The organism is Pseudomonas sp. 58(2021) (assembly GCF_017491585.1).
Classification (GTDB): domain Bacteria; phylum Pseudomonadota; class Gammaproteobacteria; order Pseudomonadales; family Pseudomonadaceae; genus Aquipseudomonas; species Aquipseudomonas fluorescens_BT.
Genome location: NZ_JAFGYZ010000003.1, coordinates 314686 through 340627, shown reverse-complemented (window position 1 = coordinate 340627; position 25942 = coordinate 314686). Strand labels below are relative to the sequence as shown.

The 25942-nt window shown below is 61.4% G+C and carries 20 protein-coding genes; 2 read left to right on the top strand and 18 right to left on the bottom strand.

The window, feature by feature from the left end; translation table 11 throughout:
- Position 1: 1 nt before the first annotated feature.
- The 11 genes from glgX to J5M72_RS05135 form a co-directional block, all read right to left on the bottom strand.
- Positions 2-2161: a glycogen debranching protein GlgX gene (gene glgX, locus J5M72_RS05185; protein WP_169430256.1), complete on the bottom strand. Its 2160-nt coding sequence runs from the start codon at positions 2159-2161 to the stop codon at positions 2-4.
- 107 nt (positions 2162-2268) lie between these two features.
- A complete protein-coding gene (locus J5M72_RS05180; RefSeq protein WP_207864461.1) occupies positions 2269-2601 on the bottom strand; it encodes a DUF2934 domain-containing protein in 333 nt (110 codons plus the stop codon).
- Positions 2602-2630: 29 nt separating this feature from the next.
- Positions 2631-5408 (bottom strand): malto-oligosyltrehalose synthase, encoded by a 2778-nt coding sequence (locus tag J5M72_RS05175; protein ID WP_207864460.1) that lies wholly within the window; start codon positions 5406-5408, stop codon positions 2631-2633.
- Positions 5405-7483, bottom strand: coding sequence for a 4-alpha-glucanotransferase (gene malQ, locus J5M72_RS05170; protein WP_207864458.1), 2079 nt, complete (start codon positions 7481-7483; stop codon positions 5405-5407). The genes J5M72_RS05175 and malQ overlap by 4 nt, the downstream gene beginning before the upstream one ends.
- Complete coding sequence (gene treZ, locus J5M72_RS05165) at positions 7480-9282, bottom strand: malto-oligosyltrehalose trehalohydrolase (RefSeq protein WP_207864456.1); 1803 nt, start codon at positions 9280-9282, stop codon at positions 7480-7482. Before treZ ends, malQ begins: the two co-directional genes overlap by 4 nt.
- 18 nt (positions 9283-9300) lie before the next feature.
- Positions 9301-10887, bottom strand: coding sequence for a glycogen synthase GlgA (gene glgA / locus J5M72_RS05160; RefSeq protein WP_207864454.1), 1587 nt, complete (start codon positions 10885-10887; stop codon positions 9301-9303).
- Between the two features lie 529 nt (positions 10888-11416).
- A complete protein-coding gene (locus J5M72_RS05155) occupies positions 11417-12370 on the bottom strand; it encodes a D-2-hydroxyacid dehydrogenase family protein (protein WP_169430262.1) in 954 nt (317 codons plus the stop codon).
- Between the two features lie 13 nt (positions 12371-12383).
- Positions 12384-13409, bottom strand: coding sequence for an alpha/beta hydrolase (locus J5M72_RS05150; RefSeq protein ID WP_207864452.1), 1026 nt, complete (start codon positions 13407-13409; stop codon positions 12384-12386).
- A gap of 85 nt (positions 13410-13494) precedes the next feature.
- Positions 13495-13929 (bottom strand): YqaA family protein, encoded by a 435-nt coding sequence (locus J5M72_RS05145; RefSeq protein WP_169430264.1) that lies wholly within the window; start codon positions 13927-13929, stop codon positions 13495-13497.
- Complete coding sequence (locus J5M72_RS05140; RefSeq protein ID WP_169430265.1) at positions 13929-14375, bottom strand: DUF411 domain-containing protein; 447 nt, start codon at positions 14373-14375, stop codon at positions 13929-13931. The genes J5M72_RS05145 and J5M72_RS05140 overlap by 1 nt, the downstream gene beginning before the upstream one ends.
- A gap of 157 nt (positions 14376-14532) precedes the next feature.
- A complete protein-coding gene (locus tag J5M72_RS05135; RefSeq protein ID WP_169430266.1) occupies positions 14533-16524 on the bottom strand; it encodes a methyl-accepting chemotaxis protein in 1992 nt (663 codons plus the stop codon).
- Between the two features lie 382 nt (positions 16525-16906).
- Between J5M72_RS05135 and J5M72_RS05130 the strand changes: the two genes are divergently transcribed.
- On the top strand, positions 16907-17440 hold the full coding sequence (locus tag J5M72_RS05130; RefSeq protein WP_169430267.1) for a hypothetical protein: 534 nt from the start codon (positions 16907-16909) through the stop codon (positions 17438-17440).
- A 38-nt stretch (positions 17441-17478) separates the two neighbouring features.
- Here J5M72_RS05130 and J5M72_RS05125 read toward each other — a convergent pair whose 3' ends face one another.
- From J5M72_RS05125 to J5M72_RS05100, 6 genes are all read right to left on the bottom strand, one after another.
- A complete protein-coding gene (locus J5M72_RS05125; protein WP_207864536.1) occupies positions 17479-18396 on the bottom strand; it encodes a GNAT family N-acetyltransferase in 918 nt (305 codons plus the stop codon).
- Positions 18396-19685, bottom strand: coding sequence for an AMP-binding protein (locus J5M72_RS05120; protein ID WP_207864450.1), 1290 nt, complete (start codon positions 19683-19685; stop codon positions 18396-18398). Before J5M72_RS05120 ends, J5M72_RS05125 begins: the two co-directional genes overlap by 1 nt.
- Positions 19669-22119, bottom strand: coding sequence for an aldehyde dehydrogenase family protein (locus J5M72_RS05115; RefSeq protein ID WP_207864448.1), 2451 nt, complete (start codon positions 22117-22119; stop codon positions 19669-19671). Before J5M72_RS05115 ends, J5M72_RS05120 begins: the two co-directional genes overlap by 17 nt.
- A gap of 1 nt (position 22120) precedes the next feature.
- A complete protein-coding gene (locus J5M72_RS05110; RefSeq protein WP_207864446.1) occupies positions 22121-23251 on the bottom strand; it encodes an acyl-protein synthase in 1131 nt (376 codons plus the stop codon).
- A 9-nt stretch (positions 23252-23260) separates the two neighbouring features.
- Positions 23261-24514, bottom strand: a complete 1254-nt coding sequence (locus J5M72_RS05105; protein ID WP_207864444.1) for an MFS transporter — start codon at positions 24512-24514, stop codon at positions 23261-23263.
- 262 nt (positions 24515-24776) lie between these two features.
- Positions 24777-24914: a hypothetical protein gene (locus tag J5M72_RS05100; protein WP_167443772.1), complete on the bottom strand. Its 138-nt coding sequence runs from the start codon at positions 24912-24914 to the stop codon at positions 24777-24779.
- Between the two features lie 156 nt (positions 24915-25070).
- Here J5M72_RS05100 and J5M72_RS05095 point away from each other — a divergent pair, with 156 nt between their 5' ends.
- Positions 25071-25259, top strand: coding sequence for a hypothetical protein (locus J5M72_RS05095; RefSeq protein ID WP_169430273.1), 189 nt, complete (start codon positions 25071-25073; stop codon positions 25257-25259).
- 18 nt (positions 25260-25277) lie between these two features.
- Here J5M72_RS05095 and J5M72_RS05090 read toward each other — a convergent pair whose 3' ends face one another.
- Positions 25278-25655 (bottom strand): fe2+ zn2+ uptake regulation protein, encoded by a 378-nt coding sequence (locus tag J5M72_RS05090; protein WP_207864442.1) that lies wholly within the window; start codon positions 25653-25655, stop codon positions 25278-25280.
- Between the last annotated feature and the right edge of the window lie 287 nt (positions 25656-25942).

Sequence of the window (25942 nt, the reverse complement as noted above, 5' to 3'; positions counted from 1 at the left end):
GTCAGTCTTCCTCTTCCCGTTGCAGCTCGAACAACAACAGCGAGCGCCCGGTGACCGAGTACTCGTGGCCGAATTCGAAGCGTTCCTGGCCACGAATCGAAGGTTGATTGGTGTCGACCATGCAGGTCCAGAAACTGCCCTCGGGCACTTCCGGCAAAGTGAAGTTGACGATGTCGTGATGGGCGTTGACCACCAGCAGCAACGTCGCGTCGGCGCCCTTGCGGCGGATGCCGGTTTCCTGGGCACGGCCATCGAGCAGCATGCCGAGACAACGGTTGTGCGCATCGTGCCAGTGCTCGGTGGTCATCTCCGTGGCGTCCGGTGCCAGCCAGGTCACGTCCTTGACCCCGATGTCTTCGTTGTATTCGCCGACCAGAAAACGCCCGCGGCGCAGGATCGGATACGCCAGGCGCAACTTGATCAGGCGCTTGACGAATTTCAGCAGCGCCTTGCCGTCTTCGCTCAGGTCCCAGTTGACCCAGCCAATCTCGCTGTCCTGGCAGTATGCGTTGTTATTGCCATCCTGGGTGCGGGCGAATTCGTCGCCGGCTACCAGCATTGGCGTGCCCTGGGCCAAAAGCAGCGTGGCGAAGAAGTTGCGCATCTGCCGGTGGCGCAGCGCATTGATTTCCGGATCGTCGGTGGGGCCTTCGACGCCGTGGTTCCAGGACAGGTTGTTGTTGCTGCCGTCCTGATTGTTTTCGTCGTTGGCCTCGTTGTGCTTGTCGTTGTAGGACACCAGATCGTTGAGGGTGAAACCGTCGTGGGCGGTGACGAAATTCACCGATGAGTAAGGACGCCGACCACGCTGGTTGAACATTTCCCCGGAGGCCGTCATGCGGCTGGCGAAGTCGGCGAGCTGGCCGTCGTCACCTTTCCAGAAGGCGCGCACGGTGTCGCGGAACTTGTCGTTCCATTCGACCCAGCCTGGCGGGAAGTTACCAACCTGATAACCGCCCGGACCACAATCCCAAGGCTCGGCGATCATTTTCACCTGACGCAGTACCGGATCCTGGCGGCAAGCAACCAGGAAACTGTGACGTTCATCGAAACCGTCGTGATAGCGACCGAGAATGGTCGCCAGATCGAAACGGAAGCCGTCGACGTGCATTTCGCTGGCCCAATAGCGCAGCGAGTCGGTGACCATTTGCAGCACACACGGATGGCTGAGGTCGAGGGTGTTACCGGTACCGGAATCGTTGATGTAAAAGCGCTTGTCGTCCGGCATCAATCGATAGTACGAGGCGTTGTCGATCCCGCGCATCGACAGGGTCGGGCCTTGTTCGTTGCCTTCGGCAGTGTGGTTGTAGACCACGTCGAGGATGACTTCGAGATTGGCTTCGTGCAGGTGCGCGACCATCTCCTTGAATTCTGCAATCTTGCCGCTGGCCAGGTAGCGCGGGTCCGGGGCGAAGAACGCAATGCTGTTGTAGCCCCAGTAATTGGTCATGCCTTTGTGCAGCAGGTGCTGGTCGTTGACGAAAGCGTGGATTGGCAACAGTTCGACGGTCGATACACCCAGTTTGCGGATGTGTTCGAGCACGTCGTCGACCATCAGCCCGGCAAACGTCCCACGCACATTTTCCGGCACCGACGGGTGGCGCATGCTGATGCCGCGCACGTGGGTCTCGTAAATGATCGTCTTGTCCCACGGCACGCTGACGCGATGGTCGTTGCCCCAGGTGTGCGCCGGGTCGATGACTTTACATTTGGGCACGTAGGGCGCGCTGTCGCGTTCATCGAAACTGAGGTCGGCATCCGGGTGGCCGATGGTGTAGCCGAACAGCGCTTCGGACCATTTCAACTCGCCCACCAGTTGTTTGGCGTACGGGTCGATCAGCAACTTGTTGTGATTGAAGCGATGTCCGTTGGCCGGGTCGTACGGACCGTAGACCCGGTAGCCATAGATCAGCCCCGGATGCGCATCGGGCAGATAGCCGTGGTAGATCTCGTCGGTGTATTCCGGCAGTTCGATGCGTTCGAGTTCGACCTCGCCGGCATCGTCGAAAATGCACAGTTCGACCCGGGTGGCGTTGGCGGAAAACAGCGCAAAGTTCACCCCCAGACCATCCCAGGTTGCGCCGAGCGGGAAGGGCAGACCTTCACGGATTCGCGAGGGTTCGGGGTGCGCGGCGGGCTCGGCTTTCTTTGGACGGGTCATAGGTGCTCCTGCAAAAAAATCGGGGGTGGTTTTTTTCGAGGACGAGTCAGCCCTCGGTGGCGAGCGAACTCGCCACACGGTTACTCAAATCAATGGTTCGGGGAGCGTCAGACCGCAGGCGGCTTGCGCGGCGCGCGGGGCTTTTTCTCGGTGGCTTTTTCGCCCGGGGGAATCACTTTGGCGACACCGGCAGGCTTGGCCTTGGTCGTCGTGGCCTTGGGTTTGGCAGCGGGTGCCTTGACATCGACGGCTTTGCCGGTGGCGGTCTTGCCAGCGGTTTTACTGCCGGCGGCTTTCGGCGATTTCTTGGGCGCCAATGCCTCGGCTTCGGCCAGTTTGCGCGCCATCTCCCAGTGGCGGGCGTCCTGACCCTCGGGTTTTCCTTCCGATTCCCAGATCTGATAGGCGAATTCGCGGATGCGTTTATCGTCGGTACTCATCGCAATGCTCCTGAACTGAACTCATGCTTCTAGAAGTGTTGGATAAACAGATTGACCGGGAAGTCCCCCAGCGCAGCGCTGACCTCCAGCTCCCTGTTTTTTGTGACTGCGGTGCTCGAAAAAAGTCCCTTCAGATTTTCGTCGGAGGCGGCGAACGGTAATTCAACCCGCGTATCGCCCCAGCGCAGCGCATCGACCTGCGGCACGGCACCGTTTTCCAGCAGGGTTGCGCAACGGATCGGCACGATGACGATGGCCCGTTGCCCCTCGTGCTCGCGGGCAAACGCGAGCACGTTGTGCGCCTGGCTGCCCAGCACCTCGAGGGCCTGGTACGAACCCTGACGAAACAACTGGGCGTAGTCGGCGCGCAGGCGCAGCACCTCGGCGATCAATGCTTGCTTGACTCGTCCGTCGCGCCAGTTCACCAGCGGTTCCTGAACCGGCCCGGGTGCTTCCAGCGCCTGCTGCCTGGCGGCGTAGTCCACTGGCCGGCGGTTGTCCGGATCCACCAGGCTGAAGTCCCAGCGTTCATTGCCCTGATACAGATCCGGCACCCCCGGCACCGTCATGTGCAGCAAGGTTTGCGCCAGACTGTTGAGGGCGCCGGCAGCGGCAATACTGTTGGCGCTCTTGGCCAGCGCCCCGCGCAGCAGCTCGCCTTCGGGCGCCAGCAACAGCCGCTCGGTGAATGACTGGGCGGCGTTTTCGTAAGCCTCGTTCGGCGCACTCCAACTGCTTTGCAACTTGGCTTCGCGCAGAGCCTTTTGCTGCCATTGCCAGATGCGTCTGGCGTACTCAGCGAATCCGCCGTGGTCATCGCCGCGCAATTGCAGCGGCCAACTGCCGAGCAGCGCTTGATAGAGGATCAATTCGTCAGCGGCCGACGGCATCTGATCGTCATTGCGCAGCGGCCGGGCGAGGGCGCGCCACAGCTCGACCTGTTCGGCGTACCAGTGGCTGCGCTCGCTGAGCACGGCCAATCGTGCGCGAGTGTCTTCGCCGCGTTTGTGATCGTGGGTGGCGGTGGCCAGCAGGTTGTCGGGGAATGTCGCCAGGCGTTGCTGGTTTGTCGCATGAAAGTCGCTGACCGGGGCGCTGAACTGTTCGGTGTTGTAGCCCACGTCATTGCGCGACAGCAGCACTGCCGAGCGATACAGCGCGGTGTCTTCCACGGCCTTGGCGGCAGCGGGCGAGGTGAGTTGCTGAAAGCGCACGCAGGCGTGGCGCAGGAGCTTGCGCGAACGCCCACGGGGTTTGCGCCGCCATGGCTGGCCGCCGAGCCAGCCGGCCACAGACTCAAGCACCGGCCAGTCGCTTTCGCTCAGTGCCTGACGCGCACCGTCCATGGCTTGCTGGAAAAACACGTCGTCCTGCGTCGTACGACCCATTGCACTGATGTAGGTGCGATACACCGGGAAGTGCACGATCAGCGCCTGCAACACCCGGCGGATCGAGCCGAGCGTGAGGTCACGGGTCATCAGGTCGTCCCGCGCCACTTGCAACAGCGCCTGGGCAACGCTTTCGCAGTCGCTGGCCAGAGAACCGTTGAGGATTTGCTGGCGCGCCAGTTGGGCTTCTTCGATGAACGCGGCGGGGCGCTCGGTGCGGCGTTGCCACAAGTCACCGAGCACGTGTTCGCCGTCCGGGTCGTGTTGCAGCAGCGACAGCTGGTTCATGAACTCGTAACCGGTGCTGCCATCCACCGCCCAGTCGGCGTGCAGGGTTTCGCCAGCCCCGAGAATTTTCTCGACGTAGATCGGCAAGTGTCGCCCGGGTGCCAGAAAATCGAGGCGTCGCCGTAACTTGCGGCAGTAACCCCGTGGATCGGCGAGGCCGTCGACGTGGTCGATGCGTAAACCGTCGATCAGGCCTTCTTCGATCAACTGGAAGATCTTGCCGTGGGTCGCTTCGAATACCGCAGGCCGCTCGACCCGCAGGCCGCCGAGTTCGTTGATGTCGAAGAAGCGCCGCCAGTTGATGTCGTCCGCCGCCGTGCGCCAGCTCGCCAGACGATAGCTTTGCCGCTCCAGCAATTGATGCAGGCGCTGGAAGCCGTCTTCGGTCTTGGAGTCGTAGCGCGTGAGATGGTGCTCAATGGCTTGCAGGATGTGCGGGTCGCTGGCCAGTTGCTGGAGTTCTTCCTTGAGCGATATTGACAGCGAGCGGGCATCGGTCTGGTAGCTGAGGCTGCTGAAGCGGTCCGCCAGCGACTTGAGGGCTTCGTTTGCCGGCTCATCGGGCTTGAGCAGTTCGCCGTAATCGCCGGGGCAGATCGGGAAGTGATGCTCGTAATGCTCGACGTGGAAGGTGCCGGATTCGGCGTTGAACACCAGCGGCAGTGTGCCGTCCTGCAACGCAATGCCGTAATCGGTGCCGAGGAAAGGCAGCAGCAACTGGCCTTCCATCAACGGGTCGGGCGAGTGCCATTGAATGTCGAAGAACTCGCCATAGGGGCTGAGCCGGCCCCATTCCAGCAGATCGAGCCACCAAGGATTGTCACCGCCGCCCACTGCCATGTGATTGGAGACGATGTCGAGGATCAGCCCCATTTCGTGTTCGCGCAAGGCCGCGACCAGTCGGCGCAGCGCCGGTTCGCCACCCAGTTCGGGATTGACCCGGGTCGGGTCGACCACGTCGTAGCCGTGCATGGAGCCGGCGCGGGCAGCGAGCAGCGGCGAGGCGTAAATATGGCTGATGCCGAGCCGGGCAAAGTACGGCACCAGCGGCACCGCCTCATCGAGGGTGAAGCCCTTGTGAAACTGCAGGCGCACCGTGGCTCTCAAGGTCTGGTTTTGTACTGCACTCATTGGTCACGCTCGGCGGCTTGCAGGCGGGCACAGGCCAGCAGCTCGAGGCGTCGCGCAGCATCGACGCCATCGAGCAGCGTTTCGCTGTTGCCGGGCAAGCGTCGCGACCAGTTCGGATGAGTGTCGATGGTGCCGGGCAGGTTGGCCTGTTCGTCCAGGCCCAGCGCGTCTTCCAGTGGCAGCAGCACCAGCGGCGCGCGGGTGTGGCCGAGGAAACGCACAGCGGCGTCGACTACCTGATCGGCCTCGTGGGATTCCTCGCGAAAGTTTTGCGGGTCCTGACTCAAGGCGCCGCGCAGGCCTTCACGCTCGCGTTCGCGGTAGCGGCGCCAGTCGATTTCGCCGTTGGCGTCGATCAGCCCGAGTCGCGAATTCCAGTCGATATCCCGGCCATGCCACCAGCCATTGAGCGTCGGCAGATCGTGGGTGCTGGTGGTGGCCAAAGCGTTGTCCGGCCAGTCGAGGATCGGTTTGAAATGGGTGTTGTCCTGTTCGAACAACAGCACGCGCATGCCGAGCATGGCCCGGGCGATCAGCTTTTCGCGCAGGCCATCGGGCACGGTGCCGAGGTCTTCGCCCAGCACAATCGCCTGATGGCGGTGGGATTCGAGGGTCAGCAAGCGCAGCAGGTCGTCCACCGGGTAATACAGATACGCGCCGTCCGCCGGCGCTGAACCGTTGGGAATCACCCACAGCCGTTGAAGGCCCATGACATGGTCGATGCGCAAACCACCCGCATGAGCGAAGTTGGCGCGCAGCATGTCGATGAAGGCTCGAAAGCCATTGCGTACCAGACCTTCCGGGGAGAACGCCGAGATACCCCAACCCTGGCCGGAGCGATTGAGGATGTCCGGTGGTGCACCGACGGTCAGCGACGCCAACAGTTCATCCTGAAAACTCCAGGCCTGGCTGCCGGCGCCGTCGGCACCCACGGCCAGGTCGGCAATCAGACCGATGCCCATGCCGGCGCTGCAGGCGGCGGTCTGGGCGCGCTCCAGGCAACGGTGGATCAGCCATTGGCAGAACGCGAAATAACTGATGCGCTCGGCGTATTCTTCGGCAAACGCGCCGAGTGCGGCGCCGCGCGGGTCGTGCCAGTGTTCCGGCCATTGGCGCCAATCGAGACTTTCGCCACGGGCGGCACGCATTTCCTGAATAGCTTCGAAGCGGCAGTGGTTTTCCAGCGCTTCTCCGCCGGCATCGCGGAAACTGGAGAAATCGGCATGCAGCGGATGTTCGCCGCTGATGAAACCGTCATACAGGGCTTGCAGCAGTTTCAGTTTGGCATCGGCCGCTTTCGGCCAGTCGGTCAGGGGCAGCTCTTCAAGCTGCTTGAATTGATCGGCCAGGCCGGCCGCCTCAATCGCATCGCGCAGCGCACGCTCACCGAGAACGGCACCCGGCGCCGCGTAGAGCGGATTGAGAAACAGCCGACTGGACGGCGAGTAAGGGCTGTAGCGCCCGGTATCGGCGCTGAACATCGCGTGCAGCGGGCTGATCGCCAAGGCATCGGCGCCGCGCTCGCCGGCCACCCGGGCCAGTTCTTCCAGGGCCTGAGTGTCGCCGAAACCGCCATCGCCGGGGCGGCGCAAGCCATAAAGCTGCACGCTCAGCCCCCACACGCGAGGGATCGGGTTGTCCACCGCGTCACCCACGCTGAAGCAGCGTTGCGGTGCCACGGCGAGAGTGAACTGCTGATCGGCGATGTGCACTTGCTGGTAGCCGACCGGAATCTCGCCGGGCAGCACGGCCCGGGCATCCAGCTTAAGGCTCAGTCGCGAGCCGTCCTCAAGGTGAATCTCGCATGGGGTCTCGGGTTCGAAATAGCGGGCCAGATCCACGCCCACGCCGACATCGGCAGTGAGCAGCGGCGGTAGCTGGCGATTTTCCTGTACCTGTTGCAGTTCGAGCAGGCTGGCGTCGATTTCCTGGGCCGTTCCGGCCGGGTGACCGAGGCCGATCAGCACATTGCGCAGCACCGCCGGGGCGACTTTTTGCGCTCGCCCGTTGGCGTCGATCCAGTCGACGGCAAGGCCGGCTCGGCTGGCGAGAATTTCCAGTTGCGCATCGCTCATAGGCGCTCTCCATCCAGGGGTAGCAAAGGGGTTGCGGCCGTGAGGCTGACGAGCGCGCAATACGGGGGCAGTTGCCCCTCATCCGACAGGCCGGCGTCGGATGGCTGGCGAAACAGCCACACCGATTCGGTCTGTGGAAGGTTGACCACTGGCGTGTCGCTGAGGTTCAGGTCGATTCGCAGCTCGCTGCCATCGCCCAGTCGCCAGCGTGCGCTGACGGCGCCAGGCCCCAGCACTTGGGCGCCGAGCGCTTGAGTGCCGGACAGGTTTGGAATGATGTATTGATGGCGCAATTGCAGCAGCCGGCGATACAGCGCCAGTGTTGTCTGTTGCCGAGGTGTGCCGTTACCCATCAGACGCGGTTGTGAGGCGTGAAAGGTCTGCTCGGCGTTGGGGTCGGGGATCTGCTCGCGCTTGTGCGGATCCGAGAAGGCACTGAATGCCGCAAACTCATTGCGTCGACCTTCGCGCACCCGCTTCGCCAGTTCGCCATGGTGGCTGGTGAAGAACAGGAATGGCTGTTGGGCCGCGTATTCGTCGCCCATGAACATCAGGGGAATCATCGGCGACAGCAACAACAACGCTGTCGCAGCATCCACCGCGCGCGGGTCGGCCAATTGATGCAAGCGCTCGCCGAAGGCGCGGTTGCCGATCTGGTCATGATTCTGCAGGAACAGCACGAAGGCGGTGGACGGCAGATGCTCGCTGGGTTCGCCCCGTGGTTCGCCGTGGCGGGTGATATGCCCCTGAAACACGAAACCCTGGCTCAGGCAGCGGGCCAGTTGCTCCGTGGGTTGCAATGCATAGTCCGCGTAGTAGGCGTCGGTTTCACCGGTCAGTAATACATGCAGGGCGTTGTGGCCGTCGTCGTTCCACTGTGCGTCGTAATTTTCCTCAAGCAGGCTTGACTGGTTGAGTTCGTTCTCGATGGTCAGCCAGACATGCCGGGACGGGTCGACCTGCTGACGTATGCGACGTGCGAGTTCCGGCAGGAAGTCGGGGCTTTCGATGGCATGCACCGCATCCAGGCGCAAGCCGTCGAAACGGTATTCCAGCAGCCACATCAGTGCGTTTTCGACGAAGAAGTCCCGCACTTCACGACGACGGAAATCGATGGCCGCGCCCCACGGGGTATGTTTGTCTTCGCGAAAAAAGCCCTTGGCGTAGCGATGCAGGTAATTGCCGTCGGGGCCGAAGTGGTTGTAGACCACGTCGAGGATCACCGCCAGACCATAACCGTGGGCGCTGTCGATCAGGTGTTTGAGTTGTTCCGGCGTGCCGTAACTGGCTTGAGGCGCATAGTGCAGCACGCCGTCATAGCCCCAGTTGCGATCGCCGGGAAACTGCGCGATCGGCATCAGTTCAATGGCGGTGATACCGAGCCCGGCAAGGCGTGACAGATGCTGCTCGACTTCGGCAAACCCGCCGAGGGCACCGACATGCAGTTCATAAATGACCGCTTCATTCCAGGGGCGGCCTTGCCACGTGGTGTTGCGCCAGGAATAGAGGTGCGGATCGACCACCACGCTGAGACGGTCCAGGTCACCGTCCTGCGCCCTGGAGGCCGGGTCGGGCACCTCCAGTTCGCCATCAATGTTGAAACGGTAGCGGCTGCCGGCAGGGCAGTGGGTCTTGATGACAAACCAGCCCTCGCCCTGGGGCAGCATGGGCAGGGACTGGCCGTTGTCCAGCTCGACGCTGACGTAAAATGCATCCGGCGCCCACAGCGCGAATTGTGTGTGGTCGGCATCCAGCATGATCGCGCCGTGGGGCCAGCTTTCAGGTGTCCGTGACGGCATCGTTGAAAACCTCCCTGGTTATTTGTGGTGCGTTTTGCCCAGCGCCTTGGCCACCAGTTGTTCGTAGAGTTCGGCGTAGGGTTCGACGGCCTTGCACCAGTTGAACGGTGCCGCCATCGCCCGGCAACGCATGGCGTTGAGCAGTTCGGGAAAGGCAAATACCTTGAACGCGCGGCCCAGGGCTTCGCGGTAGCTGTCCGCTGTCGATTCGTTGAAGAGGAAACCGGTGACACCGTTTTCGATGGTGTCGGCCAGCCCTCCAGTGTTGCGCGCTACCGGCAACGAGCCGAAGCGTTGGGCGTACATCTGACTCAGGCCGCAAGGTTCGTATCGCGAAGGCATCAGCAGGAAATCGCTGCCGGCAAACATCCGTCGGGCATCGGTTTCGTTGAAGCCGATGCGCACGCCGATCTGGCCGGGGAAGCGCAGCGCCAGTTCGCGCATGGCCTGTTCTTCTTCCGGCTCGCCACGGCCGATGATCGCGATCTGGCCACCGTTCTGGACGATGTATTCCGACACGGCTTCGGTCAGGTCCAGGCCTTTTTGATAGACCAGACGCGAGACCACGGCAAACAGCGGGCCTTTGGAGTCTTGCAGGCCAAACAATTCGCGCACGTGGGCGGCGTTGACGGCTTTGCCTTCCCAGTCGCCGATGGCAAACGGCGCAAACAGGTGCGGGTCGGTGGCGGCGTCCCAGCTCTCGTCGATACCGTTGGGGATGCCGCTGAGCAAGCCTTGCTGGGTCTTGGCGGCGAGAAAACCGTCGAGACCGCAGCCGAAATCCGGGGTGGTGATTTCCTGCGCGTAGGTGGCGCTGACCGTGGTGATGTGGCTCGAATAGGCCATGCCGGCCTTGAGGAACGACATCTTGCCGTAGAACTCCATGCCTTCCTGTTGCAGGGCATGGGCGGGGATCCCGAGTTCCGGGCACGAGCCCAGGCTGGTCACGCCTTGATAGGCGAGGTTGTGAATGGTGAACAGGGTCGGCGTGCGTTGCCCGCGCCAGTGCATATAGGCAGGCGCCAGCCCGGCCGGCCAGTCGTGGGCGTGCACCAGATCCGGGCACCAGTGGATTTGCGCGAGGTTGGCGGCGATATCGGCGGCGGCCAGACCCAGTCGGGCGAAACGGATGTGGTTGTCCGGCCAGTCGCGACCGTTGTTGGCACCGTAAGGGCCGCCGTCGCGGGCATACAGTTCAGGGCAGATCAACACATAAATGACCAGACCGTCAGGCATGTCCATGCGCCCGATCTTGCAAGGCGGCAGCGCGGCGTGGCCACCCAGTTCACCGATGATGTGGATCGGATTCTCGCTGTTCATCACTTGCGGATAACCGGGGATCAACACCCGGACATCATGCAGATGCGCCATGGCGCGGGGCAGGGCGGCAGAAACGTCTCCCAGACCGCCGGTCTTCACCAGATCGGCGATTTCCGAGGTCACGAACAACACTTTCTTCTTGTTGGGGTTCTGACTGGCCACTGGCGTCAGCGTCTTGGTGCTCGGGACGTTGATCGACCGGCTGCCGGGAACGCTTACGGTGCTCGATTCACCCATCGGCTGATGAGCCCGTTCTCCCTGAATTTCCAATGCCGCACTGATCATATGAATCTCCCGTCTTTTTTGATCTGATTCTTGTCTTGAACAAGCGATGTCCACGGCCAGGTCCTGTGGCCGGGCGCAAACGCGCCACGCATCGGTGAGCGAACGCTACCCAACACGCGCAAGCAGAATGGGTGAAGGGGCCGTTGCAAGGAATGAACCAGTCGCTTTGGCCCTGTCTTTCAGATGACCCGTCGCGATCAGCAAAAGTTTCGACAAAATTTCCGCGTTGTGACCGGTCGGTTTCGCCTCGCGAAAACCAGTCTAGGCCAGATCCTAGAGCGGGCCAGGGCAATCGGACGAATTGTTCGACAATCTGTTGCGAGGTCGCAAAAACCGTGGCTTGGGGACGAGACGCGCCCCGACGAAGTGCATGTCTGGCGGCATCGATGATGCAAATTGGTGACCGGTCAGTCACGTTTTCGGGCGCGAGAAAAGTGTGCGCGCACTGTTGCGGTGCGTGCAGGAATGTGGACGTGCGGTCAGTGGGTGCTGCTTCGCGGGCAGGGGTTGCTCGCGAATGGGACGAAGGTCAGTTCAGCAGGCGAAGCGGATCTCCCGCCGACCAGGCCTGAATGTCCTCGATCATCTGCGAAAAGAACTGCTGATAGTTCTGTCGGCTGACGTACCCGACATGAGGCGTGGCCAGTACATTGTCCAGCGTGCGAAACGGGTGCAGTGCCGGCAACGGCTCCTGATCGAATACATCCAGAGCCGCCCCGGCGATGCGTTGTTTCTGCAAGGCCTTGATCAGCTCGGCTTCGTCGACAATGGGCCCGCGTGCCGTGTTGACCAGCAGGGCGGTCGGCTTCATCCAGCCCAACGCCTGGGCATCGACCAGACCACGGCTGCGGTCGCTGAGCACCAGATGCACCGACAGCACGTCGGCCTGTTCGAACAATTGCTGCTTGCTGACATAAGTGACGCCGGCCTGTTCGGCGCGTTCGGCGGTGAGGTTTTCGCTCCACGCAATGACGCGCATGCCGAACACCTGCCCGAACTGCGCGACCCGTTGGCCGATACTGCCGAGCCCCAGAATACCGAGGGTCTTGCCGTGCAGGTCGCCGCCCAGACCTTGCTGCCATTGTCCGGCACGCAGGGCATTGGCCTCGTTCACCAGATTGCGGGTGGCGGCCATGATCAACGCCCAGGTCAGTTCCGGTGCGGCGTGTTTGTAGCTGTCGGTGCCGCAGACCCTGATTCCGAGTCGGGCCGCGGCCGGCATGTCCAGCGCCGCGTTGCGCATGCCGCCCGTGACCAGCAGTTTCAGGTTCGGCAAACGCTTGAGCAGGTCTTCATCGAAGCGCGTGCGTTCGCGCATCACGCAAATCACCTCGAACCGGCCCAGTCGTTCGGCCAGTGTGGCGTTGTCCGCCGGGTACTCATGGACAAAGGTCACTTCACCGAGACTGTCCAGCACCGACCAGTCGACCACGTCCCGCGCCACGTCCTGCCAGTCATCGATTACTGCAATCTGCACCGCCATCAGCCTTGACTCCTCAACGAACGGGATTGGTTTTGTTCAGCCAGTCGAGCAGCGCCTGGTGGAACTGCGTCGGTTCTTCCATTTGCGGCGCGTGGCCCAGGCCGGGGAATTCCACCAGTGTGGATTGCGGGATCAGCTTCGCGACCTGCTTGCCCAGCACCTCGTAGTGACCGATTTTCGCCTTCACTTCGGGCGGTGCGATGTCCTTGCCGATGGCCGTTGTGTCAGACGTGCCGATCAGCAACAGGGTCGGCATCTTCAGATCCTTGAACTCGTAGTACACCGGCTGGGTAAAGATCATGTCGTAGATCAGCGCCGAGTTCCATGCGACCTGAGTCTTGCCCGGCCCGTTGCTCAGGCCGGCGAGCATGTCCACCCAGCGGTCGAATTCCGGCTTCCAGCGACCGTCGTAATAGGTGCTGCGCTCGTAGTCGCGAATACCCTGGGCGGTGACTTTCAGTTCGCGCTGATACCACTGATCGACGCTGCGCCACGGCACGCCGAGGGCTTTCCAGTCCTCCAGGCCGATCGGGTTGACCAGCGCCAGTTGCTCGACCTGATCCGGGTATTGCAGGGCGTATCGGGTGGCGAGCATGCCGCCGGTGGAGTGGCCGAGCAGGGTGGCTTTCTGAATGCCCAGCGCCTTGAGCATTTGCTGGGTATTGGCCGCCAGTTGCTGGAAGCTGTATTGATAATGTTCGGGTTTGCTGGAGGTGCAGAAACCGATCTGGTCCGGAGCCACCACCCGGTAACCGGCCTCGCTCAGGGCCTTGATCGAACTGTCCCAGGTCGCGCCGCAAAAATTCTTGCCGTGCATCAGCACCACGGTGCGCCCGTTGGCCTTGCCGTGGGCGGCGACGTCCATGTAACCCATCTGCAGAGACTGGCCCTGGGACTGAAAGGCAAAGTGCTTGAGGGTGTAGGGATACTCGAAACCTTGCAATTGCGGGCCGTACTGCGGGCCTTCGGCATGAGCAAGCAGGGGCAGGGCAGCGGTCAGCAACAGGCCGGGCAGCCAGCGGGTCAGCGACACAGACATGGGACAACTCCACAGGAAATCGGCCGATGCTGGAACGGCCGGATTAGGGCGACGTTAAACACAGGCAACGTCCACCGCAGAACGTTCAACCGAGCCAGCCGAGGGTGAGCATCGCCAGCACCCCGTAGCGAGCGCCTTTGGCGAGGGTGACGATCAGCAGAAAGCGCCCGAGGGGTTCACGCATGACCCCGGCGATCAGGGTCAGGGGATCGCCGATGACCGGCAGCCAGCTGAGCAGCAGCGACCAGTGACCATAACGCTGATAGTGAACACGGGCGCGGGCCATGTGCTTCGGGCCGACCGGAAACCAGCGGCGGTCCTGAAACCGTTCCAGCCCGCGCCCCAGCCACCAGTTGACCAGCGAACCGAGGACATTGCCCAGTGTCGCCACAGCCAACAGCCCCCACAGCCAGTAACGATCGCTGACCAGCAGCCCGACCAGCACGGCTTCCGATTGCAGCGGCAGCAGCGTCGCCGCGCCAAACGCGGCCAGGAACAGCCCGAGATAACCCGCCGTCATCAATGGGCCGGGTAATCCGCCACTACCACATCGGCACCGTCCTTCTTGAGGCCGATCACCTGATAGGCATCGCTCATGCCGTCCATCTCCATGCCCGGCGAGCCCATCGGCATGCCCGGTGCGGCTACGCCCAGCAGGTCGTCACGCTTGCTCAGCGCCAGCACCTGTTCGGCGGGCACATGGCCTTCGACGAATTTGCCGTTGATGATCGCCGTATGGCACGAGGCCAGGCGTGGCGGTACGCCGTGTTGTTGCTTGAAGGAGCTCATGTCCGCCTCGACGTGATCCTCGACCTTGAAGCCATTCGCCTCCAGGTGGCTGATCCACTTCTTGCAGCAACCGCAGTTGGCGTCGCGATGGACTTCGATCGGGATGAGGTCGGCGGCTTGCGCCAGGGAGGAAAGGAGCAGGGCGCTCAGGGCGGCCAGACGCAGAGGGTTTTTCATGCAGGGTTCTCGACTCGGGTGACGGTCAAAAAGAACGCATTTTGACCGGTTTTTCCGACCCGGCATCAACGGAGTGTTTCCAGTTGATACAAGGCAGGCTGTCAGCATGATCGTAGATCAAAGCTGACAGCCTCCTGAGTGCGAGATGACAAATCCGTCAGCTGACCTTGAACCGGCCCATGATTGCGCTCACCCGACCGTTGGCCTCCAGGAGCTGGCGGGTATTGGTTTCACTGGCCTGGCCGCTTTGCACCAGCTCATCCACCATGTGGCGGATCTGCACCATGCTGCGATTGATTTCTTCGGTGACGGCGCTTTGCTGTTCGGCGGCCGTGGCGATCTGGGCACTGAGGCTGTTGATATGGCTGACGGAGCCGGCCATGTCGTCGAGCCCGCTGGTGACCCGGGCGGTGGCGTCGGCAGCGGACTGGCAACTGGCCTGGGTGTTTTCCATGGCGCTGACCGAGGAACTTACGCCCTGGGTCAGGCGGGTCAGCATTTCGTTGATTTCCGAGGTACTGGCCTGGGTCCGGGCAGCGAGGGCACGTACCTCATCGGCGACCACGGCGAAACCGCGCCCCTGTTCGCCGGCGCGGGCAGCCTCGATGGCGGCGTTGAGCGCCAGCAGGTTGGTCTGCCCGGCGATCGCACCGATCACCCCCAGGATCTCGGTAATGCGCTGGGCGTCCTGCTGCATGTTTTCGACTTTGTGCGTCGCACTGGCCACTTCATCGATCAGCGCGACGACGCTGCTGGTGGCTTCGCCCACCACGACCCGAGAGCGGTCGGCATTTTCGTTGGCCCGTTGGGTAAACGCCGCGGTTTCGGCAGCGTTTTGCGCGACGCTTTCGGCAGTGGAGCTCATCTCGTTGATGGCGGTAACGGTCTGGTCGGTTTCCGAGGCATGGCGCAGCAGGATCTGGCTGGTGTGTGCCGAGGTGCGCTGCAGGTTGTCGAGGCTTGAAGCCATGGCGCCGGTAGCCTGGGTGACCTCGCCGATCATGTTTTGCAGATAGGCGATGAAGGTGTTGACCGAATGGCCAATGGCACCGAGTTCGTCTTCGGCACGGATGGTGATGCGGCGGGTCAGGTCGGCATCGCCGCTGGACAGCGAATCGATGTTGGCCTTGAGCGCTTTCATGCGCGAAACCAGTTGGCGAATGGCGTAGACCTGCAGCAGCACCAGCAGGATCACCAGCGGAATCTGCAACAGGCTGAGGCTGCTGAGTACGTCGTCACGTTGCGCGGTGAGCATTTTGGTCGGCAGTGCAGTGGCGAGGAACCACGGTGTGCCTTCGATTGGGCGCATGAAGAAGGTGCTGGCTTCACCGTTGTTGTCGAATTCGACACGCTGCGCCTGATCGCGATTCTGCAGGCCAGCCTTGACCTGGCTGGCGAAGGTAGAACCGGCGGCCAGTTCGCTGATGTTCTTCAACACGATCGGGCCGCTGATACGCGAGCTGTTGCTGATGATCTTGCCGTCGGCCTCGACGATCAGCATTTCGGCATTGAGGTCTTTTTCCTTGCGCGCCACCAGGTCGTTGAAGAAGCCCAGGGTCACATCGATGGTCGATACGCCCCAGGCGCTGCCGTTTTTCTGGATGGCCATGGCGCAGTTGGTGCGCGGCTCGGCGCTCGCATCATCTTTATAGGCAGCGGCCCAGGCGCATTGCCCGCGCGGGGTCTGCATGCCGCCCTTGTACCAGCTCTGGTCGTAGTAGTTGGGGGCCGCGTCGCTGTTCCAGAAGGTGTTCACGGCGAGCTTGCCGGAGCTGTCACGGTGCCAGAAGGTACTGAACTTGTTGCGTCCCGCCTCACGCTGACCGGGCAACGGCCAGATACCACCGCCGAACACTTTCAATTCGCCGTACTGATCCACCAGCCCCGGCAGCACGGTATCGATGGCGGCGCTGTCGAGCAGGGGAATGGTCTGGGTGATGCTGCGTTGCTGCGATTGAACCTTGTTCAGTTCGCCCTGGATCTGCTGGGCGACCTCGGCGATGCGGTTGAGCACGACTTGCTCTTCGGTATGGCGCAGTTTGGGGGCGACCAGTTGGCTGATGCCCACCACGGTCAGGACCGACAACAACAGGATGAACAGAACCAGAAACAACGTATAGCGAGCCTGAATGGTACGGAATGCGGGCATGGAGACCGGTCCTTGAGCAACGTTCTTATTAGGGGATGGGAGCAAAACAGTAGGGGTATCCCTTACATATCGTCGCGACGCGAGGAAGCTTTAGGTACTGGCGTACTAAAAGAATTCCGGAACGTTGATCGGCCAGTAACAGGCTCGACACATTAAAACTAACCAGCCCGTTTTTTAGAGTAAAAAGTCGATTTTATTGAAGCCGGGAAAAGGGCTTCGGATCAGTAAATCTGGGGCTTGCATTCATTTGTATCGGAAATGTACATAAATTGTAAAAAAGTGAAAAATGGGTTGGTGGCATTCGTTTGCCGGCCGATACTCCGGGCAATTCAAGACGTTCCACAAGGATATTTTTCATGTTCTTTTCGCAAGGAGCACGCTCATGACCGTTGGTTATACCGGCGCCTGGCAACCCAAGGCGGGTTTGCTGGTTCGAGATACCGCAAGTTCAAGCAAACCGGTTTCTCAAAGCCTGAAGGTCAAGCAGATGCTGGCGCTGGTCGGTAACGACCCCACCGCGATCAATACGGCGGAGATGGACAAGCAGGGGCTGCACAAGAACATCAAGGGTTTCGATCCCACCAGTGTTTCAGCCAAGCAGTTGGGCAGCCTGAGTGCAATGTTGCGTAGCCGGGGCCTGATTTCCGAGATCACGTCCATGACGTTGCTCAACGCCGGCGACAAGTTTGATCGCTTCGGCGTACAGAAGGATCCGGACGCCAAGTTCAATGCGCTGGAGTATTTCGCGACGCAGCTGGAAACCATCCAGAACAACAATCTCAAGGGTAACAAGTACGCGAATACGTTGATCCCCGAGTACAAGAAAGCCATCTATGTGCTGCAGAACTTGAAGACTTACGGTCAGGGTGGGGAACGCAAGCCTCCAACCGATCAAGGTGTCAAAGCCAAGGCATGAAAAAAGGCCCGCCCGGGAACGGAGCGGGCCTTTTCATTTTATGGAGCGGTCAGTTGCCGGTGCTGCATGTCGTCATGCAAGCGCTGCATCTGTGGGCAATGCAGGGTCAGGGGCCTGGGTTGGAATCCGCGATGAAACAGCGCCAGCCATCCCTCACCCCGGCCATCGGGCGCCATTCCGGTGAATACGAACCCGATCGCCGAAAGCCGGCGCCAGGCATTGTCGAAACCCTGTGCGAGCCTGAGCCTGATCGATATCAGCCAATGGGCGGGCAGTTGCTGCAATTGCTTGAGCAAACTGTCGTCGACTTCGCTGAAGACCCCGTCATAACGCCCCCATTGCTGTTTCAGCTGCGCCGGCGCGCCGATCCAGGGCGAAACGTTCAACCGCGTTCCGAACACCTCGCACATCCGCTGCATGAACTCACGGCATTCCTGCGGCCACGTCAACGCCGGCAGCGGGCGCCGATAGCCATCGACGGGGGCGTAACCCAAAACGAGCGATTCCGTCCCGGCCGCGCCAAAGGGCGACGGAGCATGATCGGGCAGGAGACCGGTGTTGTGAAAACCAAGACTGGTGGCCATTTTCTGCGTGTAGGGGTGATGGGTCATCTGCTTGATCGTGACCCCCTGATAACCGAGCGCCTGCGCATGGATCAGCAAATGTCGGCTCAGTCGCGTAGCGATGTTCCGACCACGGAACTGTTCATCGACCACGCTCAGCGCCAGTTCGGCGACGGACGATCCCTGGTCGAGAATCAACGTGGCATGTCCCGCCACCTGATCCTTCGTCACCGCCACCAACGAGTGCCAGTGGCCGTCGGCATGGTTCTGACTGATCATGCGGGGCAGATAGACATGCGGCTGGGCGTAATGATCGCCATAGATCTTTCTGAACAGACGACTCACGGCGGCGGCGTCACTGGCGCGGTAACCTCGCAGCGTAATCGATTCCATCAGCAACGCTCCTTGCCAGAGGCGTTATAGTCGCGCCGGTCCAGCACGCGCTGACGTTTGCCGGAGCGTGGATGACGTACCAGTTCCTGAACCGGGCAGCAGCGAACCCGCAACGCCAGCAAGTGATCGGCGCTCAGTTGCTCGATCAACGGATAGTCTTCGATCAATGCACGGTGCAGCGTCAGGTCGGTTTCAGCCATTGCCGGAGTCATGGCGTTCGGTGCCCAGTGCAGGCGCAGGATATCCATCGCCTCATCCTGCTCGATCACCAGTTGCCAATCATCGCTCCCGGTGACCCGCCGCACGGTCTCGCCGATCGCCTGCGGCAGCAGGGTCAGAATACCCACCCGTATTCGCTGGCTGTCGGCGCAACGACCCATCAGCGCGAACTTGCGCCGGGATGTCCCGCTCGGCTCTCGCCAGCAGGCCCGGTCGCCGACCGGGTAGCGAATCAAAGGCATCAACCGGCGTGTCAGGTTGGTTATCACCAGGCGTCCGACACGGTCGCATTCCTCGATCACTTCGCCGGTCTGCTCATCGAGAATTTCCAGCACAGCGTGGCGTTCGGGGACCCGATGTTCTCCCAGGTCGCAGTCACGATGGCTGGCTCCGATGAACCCGGCGTCCACGCTGGCGTAGCCGATAGAGGCTGCACGGGCATTGGGAAGCACCTGCCTGAGTCGTTGCAACTGTGCGTCAAACAGGCTTTCGCCGGCGTAGAGCAGGGTGGTGACGCCTTCGAGGACTTGACCTTGTTGCTCGAGCCAGGCTGCGAAGGTCAGCAGATGGGCGGGCACACCTGCCAGCACGTTGATCCGGTGCCGGGCAATCGCATCGGCCAGGGCGCCCGAGGCGACATGGCCGGTGAACGGAAACTCGACGACCTCGATTTCCATATGCGTCAGCGCATCGTGAGTGAAGATAAAACTGGCATACAGATCCCCGACAAAAAACAGGTTGGCGACCCGGTCCCCGGTGCTCAACTGCGCGTCGAGGCTGCGACCGAAGTCCGTCACCAGTGTTCGCCACTCCTCGCGCCGGAACAGTGAAAACTTCCCGGCACTGGTGCTTCCTCCCGTTTTGAAGATCAGCGCGTCATTCAGCGGCGCGGTCAGGACAGGCCATTGGTCGAGGTCATGACTGCCTTTCCAGTATTGAACGGGGTCAATCACCGGCAGTTTTTCCAGCGATGGGATCTGCCGGGGAAGCCCGGCAAAATGGCGTGCATAGAAGTCTGAATGCTGTCGCGCAAACGTCACCAGTTCTTCCAGTTCAAATCGTGTGTTCATCATTGGCTCCTTGCCTGTTTGCGCCGGGACCAATGCCCCGATTGTCGATCAGCAGCGGCGTCTTGCCGCTGTGTTTGTTGCGGGTGAATTCGGTGCTGCCGCAGACTTCCACCTCTACCGTCAGCAGGCCTGTCTGGATGAGCGTGGCCAGCGTCGGATAGCCCGACAGGCGATGCTGAACATCATCGGGTTGCCGTGGGCTGCGAAACCGCATGCGTTCCAGGCCGTCCGGAGCATGTTCGAGGATCAACTGAAAATCGCTCTGCAGATGCTCTGCCAGTTGCGACAGGCAGATGAAGTCCGTACCGATGCGCACGAGTCTGCCGTGCCGCTGCAACAGTTCGAAGCGCGGAGTGGGCAGGCCGCAGTCACAATTGCCGGGCAGCCAGCGGCCGCTGTCACCGACGTCGTAGCGCTGGACGTCCTGACCCTCCCGTTCGATGGAGGTGAATACCAGGCGTCCGGTTTCACTACCGGTCACTGGTCGATCGGCGTCGAATTCGACAATTTCCAGATGCTGGATATCACTCATCAAATGGAACACGCCATCGCCGGTGGCCGGGCAGGCGTGGCCGAGCGGCCCGGCATCGACACTGCCGTAAACGGCCGAACGGATGAGCCTGACACCACAGTCGCGCATCAGCGCAAGGCTTTGTTCGCCAGGGTGTTCGCCACCGAGAAATACCTTTTCGATCCCGCCATAGTCCCGCAGCCGTGCCTGCTCGTTGAGAAACAAACGATGCAGAGTACTGGGCATGCCAACCAGTACGGTGACGCGCTGATCGATGATCAACTGCGCGATGTCGCGATAGTCGTCATCGGCCGGTGCGCCCATCGGCAGGTGTGTGACACCCAGCAGTTCCAGCACCTTGGAAAAACTGAAGAATCCACCGTACAGCCCGCCGCTGAAGAACAGGTTCATCACCCGGTCCCGGTTCGGGTCGAGACCGGCCGCGAACAAGCCGTCGGCGCTGGCGCGCATCTGCCGATCGAAATCCCGGTAGCTGTAGCCGGACAGCGCAGGAGTGCCGCTGCTGCCGCCGGAACGGAAGTACAACCGGGCCGCCGGGTGGATCGGGCGGGTGACAAAGACGTCTTTGCTCATGATCGGCCAGTCGGTCACGCCGGGAAACGTCGGCACAGGGTCGAGCGTGGCGCGGGTTGCCAGCGTGGTGCCCGGCAGGCTGACCGACACGCGTCGGCTCAAGCGTTGCAAGGCATAAACGCCATCGTGGGGTTCGCCTTCGTAGCCGTCGTGAATCGCGTGTACCGGGGTGACTCGTGTGACGCCTGCGGCAATCAGCGTCTGGGCCAGCTCGGCGATGTCGTGTTCAGTGCAGATCAGACCGGCGCTTTGCAGCACGTTTCGCCAAGGCAACAGTGTGTCCGTGAGCTGCGTGCGTGGCAGTGGTTTGAGCAACAGGCTGCGAAACAGGGGGGAGGGGCCAAGTTGCGGGTCGTGGGTCCAGATGACTCGCCAGTCCGGTGCCTGCCAGACATGACCGGTGGCCCCGGCAAAGCTGTAAGCCAGGCGTGCCATCGCCGTGCGGGTGGTGATTTCCGAGGCTTCCTGAACCGAAGGCAACAGGGCCGGCCAGTGTCGGGCGCGGCGTTCGAACGCCTCGGCCAGGCCTTCGCCGATGGAACGCAGGGTGCTTTCGTCGTCACTGTCCACCAGCAGCCATTGCGGGCTGGAGCAGGCCTGCTGGTCAAGGCGACAGACTTCATCGGCCACGGCGTCCAGGGCCGCCGGTGTGACCGCTGCCGGTGTCAGGTAGACGAAGCTGATACGGTGGCCCCAGTCGATCCAGCGACATCCGGGTGCCAGTTGCTGGCGGATGGCTTGCAGCGCCGATTCGCCTCCCCACGCCGACACGCCGTTTGCGCGTTGGCAGAGTTGGCCGATCCGGGCGGTGGTTGCCGGAACGACCGCGACATGCCCCGCGATCTGGCCGGTCGCATCACACTGCGTCAAAGCGTGGAGCAATCGCGCCGTCAGGCCCTGGTCGCTGCTGCTGGGGCGCAACCAGTTGACGTTGCCGGCCAGCAGGCTTTCGATCACGGCGCAGAACGCCAGCAGCGGCGCATTGCCGGGGGTGATGTGAACCACCAGGCCCAGTGGGCTCCAGCGCTCGAAGCGCGGCTGACGATAATCGAAGCGGCGCAGGCTGCCCGGTTGTTCGCCGAGTTCGCGCTCAAGCTTTTGCCGCAGCGCATCCGGTTGGCAGAACTCGATCAGCGACTGGCGTTGTTCAGCGTCGAGGGGCAATGCCAGGTCCGGGTTCTGCAGGCGTGCGGCAAAGGTGGCCGCTGCGTCAAGGACGATCGCCGTGTCCAGCGCCTTGGCCAACCGTTGTGGCAAATCCAGGTCAAGCTGTTGCAGTGCGGCGTCGAAGGTGCAGTCGGTGTGGAGCTGTCCGTTGATCAGGTACATGTCAGTGCTTCCCCAGCAGTTCAGAGGCGGCCATGGCGCAGCTTCTGCCGGCCGTGGTCGCGGCGCGGCCATGCAGTTCGAACCAGTCGGTGGCCAGACCGCAGCTACAGCTGGTGCCCGGATGCAGGGTGGCGAGATCGCTCATGACCACGGCATGGGCCGGGCTCGACGAAATGTAAGGCGAGACAAAACTCAGCAAGCCCTGACGGCCGTAAGGCTGAACCGTGAAGTCAGATGGATTGCGCACGAAGACCTTCGAATAGACCGGAACATGGAAACGATGGTGAGCACACTCGAGATACGGCACCGGATGCTCGACCGCGCCGTAACCGTCACGGCAGCGGGACATCTTGATGCCCAATTGGCGGTGGATACGTTCGTACAATTGCTGACGGGGGATCTCTTGCGCCGCATGGGTCTTCCAGCCGCCGCCAAACAGTGCCAGCGAGCCTTCTGCCAGTTGCAGATCAGCCGCCCCGGTGGCCCGCATGCGTTGCAGGGTCTGCCAAAGAACGGCAGGGAAGCCGAAGATCCGCACCGGCAAGCCTTCATCGGCGAAGGACTGCAATGCGGCGATCACGCCAAAGCCGTCGAACTCATGACCGCCGCCTGTGTGGCGCAGTGCATAGGCCACGCGATTGACGGGCGCGAACCGGCACAGAAACTGATCGGTGAAGGACGTACCCAGGCGGCTGCCGGACTCGGGCTCGTAGCTCAGGAGCAAGTAATTGCACGGTGTCTGCGGGTTGTCCCAGCCATAGTGGTTAAAGATCCGTTCGACCATGAACTGGGCGGCCCCAAGGCTGCGCTTGTCATAGCGCATGCGGCTTTTCTGGCCGCTGGTGCCTGACGATGTCAGCTCCAGAGCGTCTGCGCCGGTCGGGCTGAGCAGTTGCTGCTGTTTGAAGAAACTGGCGAAGACCGGGGGCAGTTGCGACCAGTCGTCGAGGCTGTCCACGTCGGCCACGGTGAGGCCGTTGGCGTTCAACCAGTGTTCGTAACCGGGCGTGTGGTCACAGTGAAACCGGCAGATTTCGGCCATGGCCTGGTCGAATAACCCCGCTGGCATGGATTGCGCGCAATAGGGTTGCGTCAACGCACAGAGCGCGTCGCTGTGAGGGAAATGGAACATGGGATGTCCTTATGGATGTGTCGAGGAGACGGTTTCCTGGCGGGAGGCCCGAAAAAACCGGTACAGGAATGGAAGGCTCAGCAGGCCACCCAGTGCGGCCCACAAGGCGAAGGATTCAAGGCGGGAGCCCCCGCCGATCGCGGCGATGATCGAGCCGCTGGCGCCCATCACTGCAATCGAGATCATGCCGATCGCCGCCGACACCAGGCCTTTGCTGTCATCGCTGGAAAACAGCGCCAACCGATAGAGCGCGGCATTGCTCATGCCCAGTCCCACGGCGTACAGCACCAGACCGCAGATCAACAGGCCAAGGGTGGCGCCGGTCAGCGCGCCGGCCAGCAGAATCAGCAGTCCCAGGCAGAACGGCCAGAGCGCCAGATGAATCAGCTGCGGCAGTTCGCGAGATGCCAGCAAACGGTCAAGGATCAGATTGCCGGCGATGACCGCCGCGAAGATCGGGATCTGCCATAAGGCGTACTCTTGAGTCGACAGCCCCAGCAGCTGGATCAACAACAGGGGAGAAAGACCGATCCAGACGATCAATGGCAGGCTCATCAGCCCGAGTGCAAGGCTTGCACCGAGGAACTTCGGGGTGCGCAACAGCGCCGCGTATCGAAGGCGAGTCTGGTGCCAGGACAGTGGAACCGGCGCCTGCTGCCTGCCATCGTGCCGGACGATCCCGACGGTTTCAGGCATGCAGGCATAGAGCCCGAGCCACGCGATGGCGGCGGCCAGACTCAGACCCAGAAACAGTTCGCGCCAGCTCAGCCATTCCAGCAGCAGACTGCCGACTAACGGGCCGAGCAATGGCGACAGCAAGGCGATGTTGCCAAGCAGCGCCATGAGCCGTACGGCATCCGCCTCGCAGAACACTTCCTGAAGCGCGGGGTAGCTGACGGCCACCACGAATCCCAGGCCCATGCCTTGCAACAGCCGTAATGCGTTGAAAACTTCGATACCGGGTGTCGCGACCGCTGCTGCGCAGGTCATCCCGAACAGCGCGCAGCCGACAAGCAGCAGCGTGCGGCGGCCGAACCGGTCGGACAGCGGCCCGATCAGCCATTGCAGGCACACGCCTCCGATCAGATACAGATTGAACGCATAGGGGATATGGCGTGGGTCGGCATCGAGGTCCTGGGTGACCGTGAGCATGGCAGGCATCACCAGATCACTGGCCATATAGGTCAGTCCTTCGAACAGTGAAATCGCCAGGCAAAAGCCAAGGATCTGTAGCGGCGGGAGTTCAATGAGGGTTCTTTGCATACGCTTCCATGCCTTCAAGAGAGGGAGCGCAAAGGGTAGGGAGAGGGGGGCAAGGTTCCTACGTCGTAGCTACTACTCAGTATGTCGCAGGTTTGCTGGGTATTGCGGTTGACGGATTACTTACTCGGGATTGCGAAACATCCGACATTTTGAGCCGGGATATATACGGAAAATGCCCACATCCTCGTGGGCATTTTTTATGGGTATTCAATTAAATGTTTCATTTGAAGAGAGCGTAGTCGGTGCTCTGCAAAGGTCGGATTTACCGATGCTGGTAGTAACCAGGGCCTCCACCATAGTAGCGATGATCGCCATGCCAGCCGCCGTGGGGGAAAATGATGCAGCCGCTCAGTGTGAGCAGTGCCAGAACTGGAATCAGCCAGGTGATTCGACGCAGCATTTCAAAAGTCCTCATGGTTGACGCCGCATGGAGCCAAAGCTCTATCGGCTGTAACATGAGACCTCGTTTGCAGCGGCGCATCCCCGTGAGTCGGTATGCGCATGGCATCAGCGCCGATACAAACCCGATACATTTCCAAGTTTTCAGGAACCCGTAATGACCCAGTCGCAACGTTTGAAATACTCGATTCTGATCGCTCTCTGCGTGTTGGCAATCATGCTTGGCCTGTCGTGGATGCAGAACGCCGGGATGCTCAGCGAAAAAATGTTCCAGTACATCGCCATCGGTGTGGCGGTGGTCGTGGTGGTGATCAACGGCGTGATGCGCCGCAAGGTCAAACCCTGACGGCGCTCAAGAAGGCGTTCAGTGGTTGTTGAGGACGGCAGCAGCCTGAGGATGCAGGCTGTAGCTCTTGTCGGCGTTGAAGGTGATCACGCCTTCGGCGCACAGGCGCTTCAACACTTCGCGCACACTGAGAAACGACAGCGGAATGCCCAGGTCCAGCAATTGGCTGTGGACACCGCGCACGCCCAGACTCCGGTCGCTTTCGGCGGCGATCAGCAAGGCGTCGATGACTTTCAGGCGAATCAGACTGGTGCGCAGGCCGAAGCTCTTGAGCAGCAGACGAATACGTTCATTGCCGTGGCGTTCGGCCCGTTGTCCGAGTACGCCGGCGTGCGAACCCATGGAAGCTCCTTGTGGTGCCTGGCTACCGTCCGATGGTAGTTGCAGGTTGTACATGCGATTACTCCTTTTCAGAGCCTGATCAGGAAGGGTTTCTGGTGCTCTCTCTAATCAAGACGTATCAGCCCGACAAATCATGAAGCGAAAAATGTAGAAAATTTGTCGTTGATTCGTCTTTTCCGCGTGATCAAGGCTTTGAGCTGACGGTAAATCCGCTAAATTTTTTTTCATCTGTTTCGTTTCCCGGTCAGGCTCATTGCGCGTGGACGCGTGGGTGTTTTCCAGAACGGATCCGCCGCCCCTCAAAGGTTCGATACGTGTGGATCCGCTCTCAGGCATTTCGA

Bases quoted from the DNA above. Each gene is read 5' to 3' on its own strand.
- J5M72_RS05115 (WP_207864448.1), bottom strand. From the start codon at position 22,119: ATGTACCTGATCAACGGACAGCTCCACACCGACTGCACCTTCGACGCC.
- J5M72_RS05090 (WP_207864442.1), bottom strand. From the start codon at position 25,655: ATGTACAACCTGCAACTACCATCGGACGGTAGCCAGGCACCACAAGGA.
- J5M72_RS05110 (WP_207864446.1), bottom strand. From the start codon at position 23,251: ATGTTCCATTTCCCTCACAGCGACGCGCTCTGTGCGTTGACGCAACCC.
- J5M72_RS05125 (WP_207864536.1), bottom strand. From the start codon at position 18,396: ATGGAATCGATTACGCTGCGAGGTTACCGCGCCAGTGACGCCGCCGCC.
- J5M72_RS05150 (WP_207864452.1), bottom strand. From the start codon at position 13,409: ATGTCTGTGTCGCTGACCCGCTGGCTGCCCGGCCTGTTGCTGACCGCT.
- J5M72_RS05135 (WP_169430266.1), bottom strand. From the start codon at position 16,524: ATGCCCGCATTCCGTACCATTCAGGCTCGCTATACGTTGTTTCTGGTT.
- glgA (WP_207864454.1), bottom strand. From the start codon at position 10,887: ATGATCAGTGCGGCATTGGAAATTCAGGGAGAACGGGCTCATCAGCCG.
- J5M72_RS05145 (WP_169430264.1), bottom strand. From the start codon at position 13,929: ATGACGGCGGGTTATCTCGGGCTGTTCCTGGCCGCGTTTGGCGCGGCG.
- glgX (WP_169430256.1), bottom strand. From the start codon at position 2,161: ATGACCCGTCCAAAGAAAGCCGAGCCCGCCGCGCACCCCGAACCCTCG.
- J5M72_RS05140 (WP_169430265.1), bottom strand. From the start codon at position 14,375: ATGAAAAACCCTCTGCGTCTGGCCGCCCTGAGCGCCCTGCTCCTTTCC.
- J5M72_RS05175 (WP_207864460.1), bottom strand. From the start codon at position 5,408: ATGAGTGCAGTACAAAACCAGACCTTGAGAGCCACGGTGCGCCTGCAG.
- J5M72_RS05120 (WP_207864450.1), bottom strand. From the start codon at position 19,685: ATGAACACACGATTTGAACTGGAAGAACTGGTGACGTTTGCGCGACAG.
- J5M72_RS05155 (WP_169430262.1), bottom strand. From the start codon at position 12,370: ATGGCGGTGCAGATTGCAGTAATCGATGACTGGCAGGACGTGGCGCGG.
- malQ (WP_207864458.1), bottom strand. From the start codon at position 7,483: ATGAGCGATGCGCAACTGGAAATTCTCGCCAGCCGAGCCGGCCTTGCC.
- J5M72_RS05130 (WP_169430267.1), top strand. From the start codon at position 16,907: ATGACCGTTGGTTATACCGGCGCCTGGCAACCCAAGGCGGGTTTGCTG.
- J5M72_RS05095 (WP_169430273.1), top strand. From the start codon at position 25,071: ATGACCCAGTCGCAACGTTTGAAATACTCGATTCTGATCGCTCTCTGC.
- J5M72_RS05180 (WP_207864461.1), bottom strand. From the start codon at position 2,601: ATGAGTACCGACGATAAACGCATCCGCGAATTCGCCTATCAGATCTGG.
- J5M72_RS05105 (WP_207864444.1), bottom strand. From the start codon at position 24,514: ATGCAAAGAACCCTCATTGAACTCCCGCCGCTACAGATCCTTGGCTTT.
- treZ (WP_207864456.1), bottom strand. From the start codon at position 9,282: ATGCCGTCACGGACACCTGAAAGCTGGCCCCACGGCGCGATCATGCTG.
- J5M72_RS05100 (WP_167443772.1), bottom strand. From the start codon at position 24,914: ATGCTGCGTCGAATCACCTGGCTGATTCCAGTTCTGGCACTGCTCACA.